Raw genomic sequence first — 14,797 nt, 5'->3', positions numbered from 1 at the left:
CCAGTGACGATTTGGAAACGAGAGGGGCTGGACGCTCTTAGTCACAGCCCTTTTTCTGTGTCTGGGATTTTTCGTGCCGTTGGATTCCTTTTTGTAAGTGCACTGCTTGCAGCTTGTGCGGGAACCGGGCCGGATACCACGCCCCAGCAGGAGCGTGATGCGGCGGACGAGAAGCAGGAACTCCGGGAGTATAATTCGCGGGCGATTCAGCACTACATGGAGGGTGTCTCCGCGCAGATGCAGGGGAACTATGCCATGGCGGCGCTGGAGTTTCAGGAAGCACTCCACTTTGACTCCACATCTGCCACTATCTACAGTGAACTCGCGCAGACTTATCTCATGCTGCGGAAATACGATCAGGCGGAACGGACAATTCTGGCTGGACTGGGGCAGACGGGTGATAAGGCGGAATTCCTGCCGATGCTGGGAGAAGTGTATACCATTTCTCAACAGTTTCAGAAGGCGATTGAAACGAATCAGCAGATTCTCAACGAACTGAGTGACGAAACGGTCAAAAGAGAGGCGTTAGCCCGGCTTGGCGAAATTTATGCTCGCCAACAGAAATATCCGAAAGTGGCTGAAATTTATGAACGGTTGTATCAATATGATACAGATCGTATTGATTATCTGAAGAAAGCCCAGCGAATTTATCTGCAGTTGGGCCGGTTTGATGATGTGAAGCGCCTTATCCAGATGCTGGCCACGGACCATCCGGAGGGAGAAAACTACCCGCTGGAAATGGCCAAGGTTTATGCCGAGAGTGGAGCAACGGATTCGGCAATTACAATTCTGCAAAAATTGGATAAGCAAAATCCAAATGATGAGTACAAATTGTTGCTCGGTGAATTGTATTTCCGTACCGGGAGCGCCGATTCAGCCTATACAATACTTAGGCCATTCTTTGATGAGGATTCGACCGAGAACCGGGTACTCTATTACCTTGGCGGCTCTGCGCTCAACATCGGTGAGCAGGCGTTGGCTGACGGAGATTCTGCCCGGGCTCAATCCTTTTTTGATGAATCGGAAAAATATTATCGGCAACTACTCAGGCAGAACGACTCTATCCTGGGGGGGTATCTGGGGCTCGGGATTTCATTGCGCCAGCAGGAAGAGTATGGCGCGTCTGTGCAAATTCTGGAAGAGGGAATCACACAATTTCCGGAGGAGGTGGAACTCTATGAACATCAGGGGATATCCTATTACATCTCCCAGCAATACGATTCTGCGAGATCCAAGCTGACGACTGCATTGCAAATGGATAGCACCTCCATGCGTTCGCGGCATTTCCTGGCGTTCACCTATGATCAATTAGGAAAAAAAGATTCTGCGGAGGTCATTTACAAGGAGTTGTTAGAGGCCGCGCCGGAAGAGCCGCTCTATCTGAATAATTTGGCATATATGTATGCAGTCGAGGGCAAAAATCTGGATAAAGCGCTGGAAATGGTGAACCGCGCTTTGGAACTTGAACCGAAAAATGCATCCTATCTGGATACCAAGGGATGGGTGTATTTCCAGCAGGGCAAGTATGCCAAGGCAAAGAAATATATTGAAAAAGCCCTGCAGATCAGCGGGGCGAATGTTGAAGTATTGGAGCACTTAGGGGATGTCTACTCCAAACTCGGCCAATCCGCCAGGGCGAATGAATTATACGACCAGGCGCTCAAACTGGATCCGGACAACCAGGAAATCCGGCAGAAAATCAGGTAACTATGCCCTCGCTTCGATTAACATTATCTGTGATGATTCTGACCGTCCTGTTTATGAATTGTGCCGGACGCCCTGGCTTTCGGTTAATGCCAACTGATCAAACTCCTCAACAACTGTCCGAAGAAATCGAAGCGGATTTCAATACCATCAAATCTTTCCAGGGGAGTGCCACACTGACCCTCGATACTCCGGAACAGTCCGGTCGGATTCGCAGTCAGATCATGGTAACGCCTTTTACCCTGGCCATTGTTGAAATTAAGACGCCATTCGGAGGACAATTCGGGACATTGGAGGTGCGGAAAAACTATCTGTCCTTTTATAATGCGAAGGGTGAACTGGATTACATCGGCGCACCTGATGAATTAGGAATCCCCGGAATGCCGGCGATTATGACGGGACGTCAGGACCTCCTCCGGATTCTCATTGGAGCCATCAATTTCCCCAGTGATGCTACGACAGAACTGATACAGGATGAGATGACGGAAAGTTCGTATATACTCCGGTATCAAACGGAGGATGCAACGTTGCAGTATTGGGTTGATCCGATGAGCCGAAAGATTACGAAGTATGAAGAAACCAATAAGAGTACGGGGGTGGAAACCACAATTACACTTACCGATTACGCGGAAGTCGATGGGATAAAACTGCCCCGAACCATTCAGGTGGAGCAATCGGCACTCAAGCGGTTTTTCAGCATCAATTACCATGAGATAAACATTCAACGAAACGGACAGGCCCATGCCAGCTGACAATCCTGTGAAGGTTTCCGTAATTATTCCGGCCTTCAATGAAGTGGAATCGCTGCCCGAGTTAATGGACCGGATTACCACGGTATTAACGGATTATGCTTCCGAGAACTATGATATATGGGTTATTGACGACGGCAGCTCGGACGGAACAGCCGGCGAAATGGAACGACTTGTTACTCAATATCCGAGTTTGAATTATGTTCGATTTCGCAGGAATTACGGCAAAGCCGCGGCGCTCATGGAGGGTTTCCGCCGGGTCCGGGGCGAATACGTGATTACCATGGATGCGGACCTCCAGGACGATCCTGAAGAAATTCCGGAACTGGTAGAGATGCTGGAGAATGGCACAGATCTAGTCTCCGGCTGGAAAAAGGTCCGGCACGATCCCCTATCGAAGAGGCTGCCGTCGAAACTGTTTAACGCGGTGACCCGCTGGACCACTGGCATCAATATCCATGATTTTAACTGTGGTTTAAAAGCCTACCGGAAGAATGTGGTAAAAGACCTCAACATCCATGGGGAGCTCCATCGATATATCCCGGTCATGGCGCATTTTCTGGGATATAGTATTGGCGAGAAAGTGGTACAACATCACCCGCGGCAGTACGGCAAAACGAAGTACGGGGTGGCTCGGTTTTTCCGCGGGTTTTTTGATTTTATTACCGTCCTTTTCCTCAGTAAATACACCAAACGCCCCATGCACTTCTTTGGTATGGGCGGCCTTATCATGACAGGACTGGGACTGGGAATTAACCTTTATCTTGCGATCTATTGGTTTATGGGCGGCTCATTAAGTAATCGTCCGCTGTTATTCCTGGCGGTATTATTAGTAATTGTCGGTGTGCAGCTCTTTTCCATTGGATTGTTGGGCGAGATGCTGGCCTATCAGGAACGCGGTAGGGACAAACCGCAAATCCGTGAAATCATCGAATAGATATCGTGGCTGCTTCGCCGGAAGTCATCGTTGTAGGTCCGGCTTCTCCCTATCGGGGCGGGATTGCGAACTATACGGGGCAATTATCGACTTCGTTAAATGAAGTCTTGCCGACCGAGATCGTCAACTTCACCTATTTATATCCCGAAATCCTCTTTCCGGGCAAAACGCAGTTTGCTCCCAATCCACAGGAGTTGTCTGTACCGAACACCCGGAAGTTATCTTCGGCGAATCCACTCACCTGGTACTCCGTATCCAGTTATATCAACGAGCGAAGTCCCAGGGCGGTAATTTTTCAGTGGTGGCATCCGTTCTTTGCTCCGGCGTACCATTTTATTGCACGACGGGTCGGGAGTGAACACACCTCGATTATTTTCCTGTGTCACAATGTGGAACCCCATGAGTCTTCGTTTTTCGATAAGCAGCTATTGCGATATGCATATAATCCTGTAAAGAAATTTCTGGTACAGTCCTCTCTGGAAATGGAGCGGCTACTGGAATACAAGCCGAATGCGGAGACCAGAGTCCATACTCATCCAGTCTACTCATTTTTCCCGGAACCAGCACCGGATATGATTCCACCAGTGGAAATTCCTGAGACGGAAATCACCTTATTATACTTTGGGCTCATTCGACCGTATAAAGGGCTGCATGTTCTGTTGGAGGCTATGCCTAAGATCCTGGAATCTCTGGATACTCATCTCTTGGTAGTTGGAGAATTTTATGAGGAGAAGGAGGGCTATTTACAGCAGATACAAGAATTAGGGCTTTCCAATGATGTTACGGTGGTGGACGAGTATGTCCCGGATGCCGAAGTCGGATGGTATTTTCAGAATGCGGATATAGTCGTTTTGCCTTACCTTAACGCAACACAGAGCGGGATAATTCCAATAGCATATCACTTTAACAGGCCGGTGATTGCCACAGAGGTTGGCGGATTGCCGGACGTAGTGTTCGAAGACGAGACCGGGTATTTGGTGCCGCCCAACGACGCCGTCTCGCTTGCTGGGGCTGTCTACAAATATTCGGAGCAGCGGAACAGTATTGATTTTCGGGGAAATATTGTGAAACATTTGGACATGTTTAGCTGGGATTCACTTCGGGATACACTCCTGAAATTAATCTGAACAAATACAATTCAACCAATCAGGTAAAACAGAGTATGCAGACATCAAGGAATATTTTTACCGGGAATCTGGCGAAATGGAAACAGCACGGGCTTGCCTTTGTCATTATAATGGTGGCAATGTTGCTCTATTTCTCTCCAGTCATTTTCCAGAATATGGGACCGCATGCGGAAGATACTATCGCATGGAAAGGTGCTTCTAAAAGTATACGTGATTACAACGCTACTCATGATGACCTTGCCCTGTGGGCTACGAACATGTTTGCCGGTATGCCGGCTGTGAATATCTCCGTTCCGATTGCTGTATATTCAGTGGATACGCTAATACAAAAAATGCCGGTGCCCTGGACATTTCTATATTTCCTGGTGGGCGGATTTTTCTTTTATCTGTTTTTGCGACAAGTCGGTTTATCTTGGTTCGTAAGTGTGTTCGGTGCGTTGATATTCGTTCTGGTACCACACCATCTCGGATTGATTAACGCTGGGCACAATACCAAGATGAGGGCAATCATGTTTACACCGCTCTTGGCCAGCACATTCCTGTTTTATGTGAAAAAGACTTCGATTTTTTCTTTTGGTGCGTTTACACTGGCGTTGGCACTGATGGTGAGGACAAACCATTATCAAATTGTGTATTATTCGGGGTTTTTCCTGTTGGCGCTCGGCGTTCCATTTATTATCCAATACGTCCAAAACAAAGAGTGGAACAAACTGGGATTGCAACTCGGATTACTTATTGGCGTCATTCTAGTGGCCGGCGTCATTTCTGCTCCAAGGATGGTACTGACGGAGCAATATCTGCCGTACAGCATACGTGGATCCAGCGGAGAGACAGAAAACACTGCCCAAGGGGGCGGACTCGATAAAGGGTATGCGACAAAATGGTCCTTCCCTCCTGAAGAAATTACCACATTTATTATCCCGAATTACTTCGGCGGGAGTTCACAGTATGAATATACTGGTAGTGCCGTCCCGCAATTGCAGGGGAGAACCATACCGGCATACTGGGGTGATATGCCGTTTACCAGCACTACACAGTATCTTGGAATTTTGAGTGTTTTCCTCGCACTTATCGGCATTATCAGTTTTTGGAAGAATAACATTGTGAAGGCGTTACTTGTGTTGACCGTTGCAGCACTGCTTATTTCGTTTGGACGCCATTTTTCGCCTGTGTTCGATCTCTTTTTCAACTTTATGCCATTGTTCGACAAATTTCGAGCTCCATCGATGATATTGTATCTGGTACGCATTTCGGCGCCCATATTGGCAGCATTTGGTTTACAGTATGTGCTGGATCTTGATAAGTCCCAGTGGAAACAGCACCTGAAATTACTGGGCGGGGTCGCCGGTGGGATGGCTGTCATCGCACTTATTCCGCTGCTCATGGGAAACCAATTCGAACTGATGAAATCGATGGAGGCACAACAATATCGGGATCAAGTCTTGCAGATGATTCAAAACGCTAGATTGGATATGCTGAAAACTGATGCCTGGCGGGTTCTGATTCTTCTTTTCTTTGCAGGCGGAGCCCTGTATGCGTATCTCAAAAATTATTTGAACGCGAAAGTGTTGGCCCCTATCCTGCTAGTGCTGATGGTCATCGATATGTACGGCGTCGACCGACGGTATCTGCGGGAATTCGTGCCACAAACACAGACCGAACGGGCTATCCAGAAGACGCAGGTCGATAATTATATACAACAGGATACCGGATTATACCGGGTATTTCCCGTGGGAAACCTGTTTAACAGTAATCGCTGGGCATATTTTCACCAGTCTGTCGGCGGCTATCATGCGGCCAAAATGTTCAACTATCAGAAGATGATCGAAGAGAACCTGTATCAGGGCACCGAGCAGGGGAACTCTATTAACTGGAATATCGTGAAGATGTTGAACGTGAAATACCTGGTGGCAGACGGACAAATTCCCAGCGAACACGTCAACATTCTTGGACAGGACCCGCAGCAAAAATGGGTGCTGCATGAAGTCAAAAATCCCGGACCGCGCGCCTGGATGGTCTATAATACGCGGGTTGTTCCGAAAGCGTCGGCGCAGCGTCAGGTGCTCAATCAATCATCATTTAACCCTCTTCGAGAAGCGGTGGCGGGATCCGCGTTTTTGAGCCAGACTACCACCGATTCGGTTGCGTATACAGCGGATGTAAGTTCATTTGATGCGAACAGCATTAAAGTGGAAGTAGAGACACCACGAGAAGGTCTGCTGGTACTGAGTGAAAATTATTTGCCGATCTGGTGGGAGGCGACGATTGATGGAGAACCTGTGGAAATCCACAAGGTCAATGCGTTTCAGCGGGGTGTGGTTATTCCGGAGGGCAGCCACTCAGTGACTATGAACATCGAGGCAACCGTCTTTCATGCCAGCCTGATTTCCGCGAATGTCTTCTTGTGGATAGTGCATGTTATCCTGCTGATTTTCTTTATTAAGCAAATCCCGGCCGTCAGGGAAAAATTGAGCGCCAGGAACAGTGAGTAGTGAACGAAAAACGCTGCTGGTTTTAACCTATTATTTTCCGCCGGCTGGCGGGCCGGGCGTTCAGCGGGTTCTCAAACATGTAAAATACCTCCCGGAATTCGGCTGGGATCCGGTGGTCATCACGGTCGATGGCGGTGACTTTCCTGCCAGAGATGCATCACTGGCGGATGAAATCCCCAACGATGTTCCGGTTTTTCGGGTACCCGCTCTGGAGCCGTATTCCCTGTATCGCAAATTTACCGGCAAATCCGAAGACGAGCATATTCCCGTCGGCACTCTTGCAAAAGAGGATGCAAACACGGGACTCACAGAACGTGTTGCCCGCTGGATACGCGCCAACCTGTTTGTCCCGGATGCCAGAATTGGATGGATATGGCCGGTGATACGCCGGGCATCAAATGTCATTCCTCGTTACAAGGTGGATGCGATTCTGTGCAGTTCACCGCCCCATTCCGTCCATCTAGCAGCTTACCGCCTAGCCAGGAAATTCAACCTCCCGTGGATTGCCGATTTACGTGATCCTTGGACTGATATCTATTATTACCAGGAATTGAACCGGAGCCGGTTGACGCGTTCCCTTGACCGATACCTGGAACGCAAAGTGTTCAAGTCACCTGATGGCGTATTGACGGTCAGTCCATCGTTGGTCGATCAAATTCAGAGCCGGGCAGCGAACCAGAAGGTCACGCTGCTTCCCAATGGCTATGATGCCGGCGATTTTGACCGGAGCGTTTCGCACAGTTATGAACGGTTTACCCTCTCCTATATTGGCAATCTCAAGGCGAATCAGAATCCACCGGCGTTGTGGAAGGCTATCGGAAAATTGATCGAACAGATACCAGGATTCGCCGACGATTTCCAGCTGTATTTAACTGGAAAAACTCATCCGCAGGTGGAGACATTATTGGAGAAATACGGGTTGGCTGATTATGTGAAAATTGACGGATATGTGCCGCACCATGAAGCCACCCGGCGAATGCAATCGGCTGGAGCATTGTTGTTTATTGTGCCCGATGCGGAGGATAATGAGGGCATTCTGACGGGGAAACTGTTCGAGTATCTCGCGGCAGGGCGGCCCATTTTCTCTATCGGTCCACCAGATGGCGACGCCGCCCGGATCCTGAAAGATGCAGAAGCAGGGTCCATGCTTAATTATAGTGACGAAACAAATTTTGTCGAGTCACTCGGAAAATTATACCGGCACTGGAAAAATCAGGATATGGAAACCTTTCTTCCGAATCTCCACGAAGTTCAACGGTTTGAACGAAGCGAACAATCGCGTATATTATCTGTTCTCCTGGAGGAAGCACTAAACAGAGCGAATTAATGACAGATTTCAATGAATCGATAAACTTGACAGATTACGATGTGGATGCGCCCTTTTTTGGTGCATCCGATCTGCTTTTGACGGTGAAAAGTTTTAACCTGCGAGAGATCCGGAAGCGGTATCTTAAATCGAAGTCCCGCTCCAAAAGCGGGAGCGTTGAGCGACGTGAGCCAGCCATAGGCGGACTGGTCTCCGTCAATATCGAAGACGGGCAAATTATCTCCCGGAAGATCATCGGAAAATACACCGAGGCCCGCGGCATTGATGTGCGAAGTGGCAAGGTTGCGTTTTCTTCAGAAGATGAAATTTACATTTTCTCCGGGGATACGGAGAAACCGACAATAATAAACCATCCGTGGCTGTCGTATATTCATACGGTGAAGTTTAATACGAATGCCGACCGGCTGTTGGTTGCCTCCTCCGGGGTAGATACGCTGCTTGAGTTCGATGTGGAAACCGGCGAATGCGTGTGGGAGTGGGTGGCCTGGGAGCACGGGTTGCAGCAGGGGGAAAATCCCGAAACCGGTGAATCGCATTTTCTCACCAGGGATCCAAACGAAGCGGACCAACTGAAATCTCAGGGAAAGAACGTTCTGCTAATACGAAATCCCGGGGAAGAAAAATTGCCGACTGCCATGCGGGCCGCTTTTATGAACTCGGCAGAATATGAAAGATCGGATTCTGTGGTTGCTACGTTTTTTCATTTTGGCGAGGTTCGCCGGATCGATAAATCTACAGGCAAAATGGAGACAATCATTTCCGGGCTTGAAAAGCCGCATGGGGGTATGCCGTATCACTCAGGGTACCTCGCCACGGATACGGCAGGCGGACGAGTTGTTCAGCAGGATGCTGCCGGTATGAGAGAGTTTCGTTTTGCGGGACTTCCCGGAAAATCTGAGGCGGTCCGGGACCTGGAATGGCTCCAGACCAGTCACTGGAATGATGAGCAAACTGTAACAGTTGATTCCAACCGCACCAATTTGACATTTTTTAACTCCTCCTATAGAAAACGGATGCATGTACAGTACAATCCGGACTGGGCGGTACAGGATTTTATTTTTGTCAACTCCGGGCTGTCTTCCGTGATCGATAAGGTGCAACAGTGGTTTGCCGAATCGGTGGAGGCGTAAGATGGATTCCCAGAACCCCAAAGTGAATCTGTTTGTCATCGGAGTGAATAAAGCTGGTTCCAGTTGGTTATATTACCTGCTGAATGAACATCCGGATATTTTTATGTCCGAAGTGAAGGAGTTGTACTATTTTGGCTCCGAATACCCGGAAAATCTGAAAAAGTATCATCGTAACTTTGATTTTAGCACTGAATACAAATTCTATGGTGAGGCAACACCAACATATTATCGGGATGAGGGGACGGCACGAAATATCCATGAATATTGCCCGGAGGCAAAAATTTTGACGATCGTCCGGGATCCGATTCAAAGATTACATTCGCAGTTCTATTACCATAAGCAGCTCAACCTGGTTGCGGAGAATAAGAAGGTAGAGGAAGCGGTCGAAGTAGAAAATCACCTCATTTCGGACAGCCATTACGAGAAAACGCTTCCGGTATTCGAAGAAATATTTGGCAGTGAGCAGGTTTTGCTCGTCAGTCTCGAGGAAGCCAAAGCGGATGAGAAAAAGGTTTGGGAAGAAGTCCAGAGATTTCTGGGGCTTCAGATAATTCAGTTTCCCGGTGAACGCAGCAGATCGGAAAACGCAACAGGAAACAGGTGGTTTCGGCTCGTCTACCGGCTGACGATTCGACCAGTAAAAGTATATTTCCCGGGACTCTACAAGTGGCTACTCCAAAGCCAATTTATGCGATGGGCCAAGAATTCGTTGCTCCGGGTGCTTGGAACAGCCCGAAAGGAACCGATTTCACCCGAAACTAGAATGGCTTTGGAGAAAGAATTTGAGCCTACTTACAATTTTCTTCGAGAGCGGGGATTAACTGCATCAATTGCCCGAGATAAATCATTGAGACCAGAGGAAATGAATACAGCATGAAAACTCTACCCTTTACGAAGGTTCTTGCGTTATCGCCGCATACTGACGATATCGAATTCGGCTGCGGTGGAACTTTATCTAGGCTCCTGGAACAGGGAGCAGAGGTACATACGGCAATATTTTCACTTTGTCAGGAATCAGTCCCCGAAGGATTCCCTGATGATGTGCTATTGCACGAAATGCATGCTTCGGCAGATGTTCTCGGCATTCCCCAAAAGAACCGGCATATCTTCAATTATCCAGTGCGTCGCTTTCCGGAACACCGCCAGGATATCCTGGAAGACTTGGTACAATTGAAAAAGGACCTGCAGCCAGATCTGGTTTTGACTCCTTCCACGGATGATGTCCATCAGGATCATGAAGTGATTTCGAAGGAGAGTATCCGGGCGTTCAGATTCTCTTCGCTTTGGGGCTATGAGCTTCCCTGGAATAATTTGAGTTTTCAAAATCAGGCAGTCGTTGGATTGAACGAAAAATATTTGGAGCAAAAAACGGAGGCTCTGAGTTGCTACAAATCCCAGGGGTTTCGCCCGTACAGTGATCCGGAATTTTTTCGTGCCATTGCCAGAAGCCGTGGTATGCAGAACAAGCGGGATTTGGTGGAAGTGTTTGAATTGATAAAGCTAGTGCTATGAATCCTGATTGAGAATTGTAAAGGAAATTATATCAAAAAAAACATTTAAATTTCACTAATAGAGATTCATTTGAAAATGTTAAAAATTGATGCTCACATGCATGTTAATTTTAATGGGTTTACAGTTGAGGATATTATACAATACCTTGATACTAATGGAATTGACAGATGCTGGCTAATGAGTTGGGAAGAACTAAATCCAGTAATCCCTAAATACTATAAAGACTTACCCATTGAAAATGTGATGGAAGCATATGAGAAATATCCAGAACGAATAATACCCCTGTATGCTCCAGATCCGAGGCGTAATGACCTGAGTGATCAGATTGAAATATACATCGAGAGAGGAATTCGAGGTTATGGTGAAGTAAAAGTGCCTCTAAGATGGGATTCAACTGAAATAGAATCGCTTCTCTTATTACTTCAAAAGCACAAACTTCCTATTTTATTTCATATGCAGGGAATGAAATCTTATTATATCCCAAAGAGCAATAATCCACTTGAATATGTGTTGGATGAATTAATGAATGAAGGGCTGAATGGGATCCCTCGTAAGTTTCTCTTTATGTTGATGAATAAAGTTACATTTCTAAAAAGGCGTTTATCTGAAAATTTGGTACAATTTCCAGGATATATGCTGGACTTTGAATCATTAGAGCAACAGTTAACTAAATTTCCAACCATAGATTTTATTGGACATGGCCCCTATTTCTGGCGAAATATTGCCCATAGTTTTGATATGGATTTGAATTTTGACCGGGGGCATATTAAAAAGAAGGGTCGCATTTGGAGATTAATGGAAAGTTACGATAATTTGCATGCTGATATTTCTGGTAAAAGTGGCTATAACGCGTTAACAAGAGATACAAAATTCGCCAAACTTTTTATGGAAAAGTTTTATAAAAAAATACTATTTGGAACAGACAATTTTTTTATTGGATTGGAAGAATATATAATGAACTTGGGACTACCTTCATACAAGCTGAAAAGGATTTTTGCGTCAAACGCTGAAGAACTAATTTCTTTCAAGAACTAGGAAATAAAAAAATGAAAGTGGCATTGTTGAGTACCCCAATTTGCGAGCAGTCTTTGCGGACTTTAAAATATTTTGAGAAATTTAACGAAAAAATATCGTTGATTATAATTGAAACCGGTCAAAGGAAGCATTACACAGAACGCGAACGGCAATTTCGGCACAATCATGATAAGTATAACCGGAAATTTCGAAAATATGCATGGTACAGAAGAACTGCTAGATTTTTTTGGGACTTCATCCCCACTTACCTCCAGGATATGGTGAAAAATCAGATAGTTCACATACCATTGTTTCGCAAATTTTCCATAGAATATCAAGCCCGTAAGCGGGGTATACCTGTTAAAAAAGTTAAACGTCATTCATCCAGTTTATCAAAAAAATATTTGCAAAAATATCAGATAAAATACGCTCTCCTCATGTCGAGTCAGTGGCTTATCAAAGATCCATTGCTTTCAATGGATGTTCTCTCAATTATTAATGTGCATCCCGGATTTTTACCAAAACACAGAGGATTAGACTCCTTACCATGGTCCATCTTAGAAGGTGATCCTATTGGTTTGACAGCTTATATACTGGATGAAGGGGTGGATAGCGGACCAATTCTGGAATTCTATCCAATGAAGGTAAAAAAAGGTGACACAATAGGACTGCTCCAGAGACGAATGAATAAACTAATTCCTAAATTATTGTTGTCAGTACTCTATGCGATGGAAAATGGTGAGATTTATCCTACGCCCCAAACGGAAAAAATGAAACTGCATAGACCAATGACATTCAGTGAATTGGAAATGGCAGAATCATTATTGCAGCAGAGATTTTAACTATTTTCTTTTGAATATTGCACAAAGCCAGTAAGGTTTTTTTTGCGTCACAACAGCATTAAATGCATCTGTAAATAATGAAATCAGATTGGGTTTGTAGAGGGCTATTTGATCTGTTTGACAATTGGGGCATTGTGTATATCGCTGCTTGCTGAAGTAAGTCCACCTATTACCGAGGTTTTGTCGAATCCTAAGCAATGGCTTTACATAAGATCGGACTAACCTCCCGCAGGTTTTGTATCTAGCCAGACGGTAATCAGGGAAGAGATAATCTAGTTTTTTATGATCAAATCGCTGAAAATGATGAGACACATTAAAAATTAATCCGCAATTTTTACACTTGATGCTATTTTTTCCTAAGGTCTCATCATTCGGTACTGTAATGATTATATGTGGTGCATTCAGAGATTGTAGCTGAAAAACAGCATCCTGTAGCTGGGTATCATTCAAATGTTCAAGAACCTCACTACAAATCACTAGATCTATATGATTTCGCCGAATTGGTAGGTGGGTAATATCACCACATATTGCAGGCATTTCGAGTTCTTGTAATGAAGAAAGACTAAAATCAAGTCCACATAGTGCACCATTATTGACCACGAAATTGTTGGTCAGAACTCCATTACCGCACCCTACATCAAGAAGTGTGTTCGGATCACATTCCTTAATCCATTTATTTAGAAGATCTAATTTCTCTTGGGTGTGCTTATTGAGATGGTGTTCTTCTCTGACTTGCTTTTCGTTGTAAAAAGTTCGTTCACTCATAATTGTGGGATATAGTCTTATACATTTCAGTCAGATTTGTTGATGAAACCCCCCAGTTAAAAGAATTCTGTACAGCATCGTATGCACGTTTTCCCATAACCGGCCATTCTTGCCTTTTTGAAATCAATAGCAATATTTGGTTAACAAGATGCTCTATATCTCCAGACTTATATGTATATCCGGATTTTACCTGCTGGATTATTCTTTTAATCGGAGTGCAATTGGAAGCCAAAACGGGTTTTTTAAATGCCATGTATTGGGTCAGTTTATGTGGAATAGTCGTATCGGTATGGAGTGATTTGATATGAGGGATTAAACAGATATCACTATCCTGAATATATTTAGGCAATTCAGTATGGGGTTTTCGTCCAAAGAAATACACATTCTCCAGGTGAAGTTCATTTGTTAAGAATTGCAAATGGTCTAAATAGCTTCCGTCACCCACAATCCAAAGTTTTAGTTTGAGTCCTTTTAATTTCGGTTGAGCCAATGCGTTTATTATTTCTTGTAGTCCGCGATGATAATTAATTGCTCCGATATATAAGAAATTGGTAGTCTCTCGTGTTGATAAGTTGTCGGTTCTGGAAGTCTGCAATTTTTCTTGGGGCAAATGAAAGCGCTGCAAGTTAACATAGTTAGGTACGATGTGAATTTTGTGAGAAGGTATCCCCCTTTGAATATAGTATTGTTTTGATTCTTCAATAACCACAATAATTTTTTTTGTTTTCCTCAGCCACTCCAGTTCTTTCTTCTTCCAGGAAGATTTATCAATAACTATACTCCCCGGGAAAGTATTTGCAAAATCATAAACATCTAGTGCTGCTGGATAATTTTCATGAAGATCTGCAATTATTGGGATTCTTGCACCCATTTTCTCCCGAAGGAAAAGACAAACTGGCACCATATACAAATCATGTGCGTGGAAGATATCTATCGATTGGGACTTAAGTATCCGGGAAAGGGGTTTCCTCCAAAGCATAGAGAAAACAGGTAAAATTGGTGTAATCTGTTTGAATTTTTTTGCGAAAAACCTATTGACTGGAAGGCGCACAACCTTGGCGTACCCTAAATCTTCCTGAGTATCTTTGCCTGGATGACTATAAGAAAAGATACTCACTTGGTGGCCATCCTGGGCAAGCGAACGTGCCTCATATTCCACTCGTTCATCAGTAGGAAAAATTTTATCGACAACCATTCC

At 45.2% G+C, this 14,797-nt stretch carries 13 protein-coding genes; 11 read left to right on the top strand and 2 right to left on the bottom strand.

The window, feature by feature from the left end; translation table 11 throughout:
- Positions 1-3 precede the first annotated feature (3 nt).
- The 11 genes from K9N57_16405 to K9N57_16355 all read left to right on the top strand — a co-directional run bounded on the left by K9N57_16405 (position 4) and on the right by K9N57_16355 (position 12,834).
- A complete protein-coding gene (locus K9N57_16405; protein ID MCF7805768.1) occupies positions 4-1,707 on the top strand; it encodes a tetratricopeptide repeat protein in 1,704 nt (567 codons plus the stop codon).
- A gap of 86 nt (positions 1,708-1,793) precedes the next feature.
- A complete protein-coding gene (locus tag K9N57_16400) occupies positions 1,794-2,456 on the top strand; it encodes a DUF4292 domain-containing protein (GenBank protein MCF7805767.1) in 663 nt (220 codons plus the stop codon).
- On the top strand, positions 2,446-3,390 hold the full coding sequence (locus tag K9N57_16395; GenBank protein MCF7805766.1) for a glycosyltransferase family 2 protein: 945 nt from the start codon (positions 2,446-2,448) through the stop codon (positions 3,388-3,390). The genes K9N57_16400 and K9N57_16395 overlap by 11 nt, the downstream gene beginning before the upstream one ends.
- A gap of 5 nt (positions 3,391-3,395) precedes the next feature.
- Positions 3,396-4,517, top strand: coding sequence for a glycosyltransferase (locus tag K9N57_16390; GenBank protein ID MCF7805765.1), 1,122 nt, complete (start codon positions 3,396-3,398; stop codon positions 4,515-4,517).
- Between the two features lie 35 nt (positions 4,518-4,552).
- Positions 4,553-7,009: a hypothetical protein gene (locus K9N57_16385; GenBank protein ID MCF7805764.1), complete on the top strand. Its 2,457-nt coding sequence runs from the start codon at positions 4,553-4,555 to the stop codon at positions 7,007-7,009.
- Positions 7,002-8,336 (top strand): glycosyltransferase family 4 protein, encoded by a 1,335-nt coding sequence (locus tag K9N57_16380; GenBank protein MCF7805763.1) that lies wholly within the window; start codon positions 7,002-7,004, stop codon positions 8,334-8,336. Before K9N57_16385 ends, K9N57_16380 begins: the two co-directional genes overlap by 8 nt.
- The gene (locus K9N57_16375) at positions 8,336-9,466 is read left to right on the top strand and encodes a hypothetical protein (GenBank protein MCF7805762.1); all 1,131 of its coding nucleotides are present in this window, start codon (positions 8,336-8,338) and stop codon (positions 9,464-9,466) included. The genes K9N57_16380 and K9N57_16375 overlap by 1 nt, the downstream gene beginning before the upstream one ends.
- Before the next feature lies 1 nt (position 9,467).
- A complete protein-coding gene (locus K9N57_16370) occupies positions 9,468-10,343 on the top strand; it encodes a sulfotransferase domain-containing protein (GenBank protein ID MCF7805761.1) in 876 nt (291 codons plus the stop codon).
- A complete protein-coding gene (locus K9N57_16365; GenBank protein MCF7805760.1) occupies positions 10,340-10,978 on the top strand; it encodes a PIG-L family deacetylase in 639 nt (212 codons plus the stop codon). Before K9N57_16370 ends, K9N57_16365 begins: the two co-directional genes overlap by 4 nt.
- A gap of 75 nt (positions 10,979-11,053) precedes the next feature.
- A complete protein-coding gene (locus tag K9N57_16360; protein MCF7805759.1) occupies positions 11,054-12,013 on the top strand; it encodes an amidohydrolase in 960 nt (319 codons plus the stop codon).
- An 11-nt stretch (positions 12,014-12,024) separates the two neighbouring features.
- Positions 12,025-12,834, top strand: coding sequence for a hypothetical protein (locus tag K9N57_16355; GenBank protein MCF7805758.1), 810 nt, complete (start codon positions 12,025-12,027; stop codon positions 12,832-12,834).
- Here the strand turns inward: K9N57_16355 and K9N57_16350 are convergent, their stop codons facing one another.
- Both K9N57_16350 and K9N57_16345 read right to left on the bottom strand, forming a co-directional pair.
- Complete coding sequence (locus K9N57_16350) at positions 12,835-13,599, bottom strand: class I SAM-dependent methyltransferase (protein ID MCF7805757.1); 765 nt, start codon at positions 13,597-13,599, stop codon at positions 12,835-12,837.
- A complete protein-coding gene (locus K9N57_16345; protein MCF7805756.1) occupies positions 13,592-14,794 on the bottom strand; it encodes a glycosyltransferase family 4 protein in 1,203 nt (400 codons plus the stop codon). The genes K9N57_16350 and K9N57_16345 overlap by 8 nt, the downstream gene beginning before the upstream one ends.
- Between the last annotated feature and the right edge of the window lie 3 nt (positions 14,795-14,797).

The organism is Candidatus Neomarinimicrobiota bacterium, assembly GCA_021734025.1.
In the GTDB taxonomy this organism is placed as follows: domain Bacteria; phylum Fidelibacterota; class JAANXI01; order JAANXI01; family JAANXI01; genus JAANXI01.
The sequence above is the reverse complement of the archived record's forward strand: the minus strand, read 5'-3'. Positions and strand labels throughout refer to the sequence as shown.

What these genes read in the sequence shown, in the direction of transcription:
- K9N57_16400 (MCF7805767.1), top strand. Translation starts at nt 1,794, where the DNA reads ATGCCAACTGATCAAACTCCTCAACAACTGTCCGAAGAAATCGAAGCG.
- K9N57_16395 (MCF7805766.1), top strand. Translation starts at nt 2,446, where the DNA reads ATGCCAGCTGACAATCCTGTGAAGGTTTCCGTAATTATTCCGGCCTTC.
- K9N57_16385 (MCF7805764.1), top strand. Translation starts at nt 4,553, where the DNA reads ATGCAGACATCAAGGAATATTTTTACCGGGAATCTGGCGAAATGGAAA.
- K9N57_16375 (MCF7805762.1), top strand. Translation starts at nt 8,336, where the DNA reads ATGACAGATTTCAATGAATCGATAAACTTGACAGATTACGATGTGGAT.
- K9N57_16370 (MCF7805761.1), top strand. Translation starts at nt 9,468, where the DNA reads ATGGATTCCCAGAACCCCAAAGTGAATCTGTTTGTCATCGGAGTGAAT.
- K9N57_16365 (MCF7805760.1), top strand. Translation starts at nt 10,340, where the DNA reads ATGAAAACTCTACCCTTTACGAAGGTTCTTGCGTTATCGCCGCATACT.
- K9N57_16360 (MCF7805759.1), top strand. Translation starts at nt 11,054, where the DNA reads ATGTTAAAAATTGATGCTCACATGCATGTTAATTTTAATGGGTTTACA.
- K9N57_16355 (MCF7805758.1), top strand. Translation starts at nt 12,025, where the DNA reads ATGAAAGTGGCATTGTTGAGTACCCCAATTTGCGAGCAGTCTTTGCGG.
- K9N57_16350 (MCF7805757.1), bottom strand. Translation starts at nt 13,599, where the DNA reads ATGAGTGAACGAACTTTTTACAACGAAAAGCAAGTCAGAGAAGAACAC.
- K9N57_16345 (MCF7805756.1), bottom strand. Translation starts at nt 14,794, where the DNA reads ATGGTTGTCGATAAAATTTTTCCTACTGATGAACGAGTGGAATATGAG.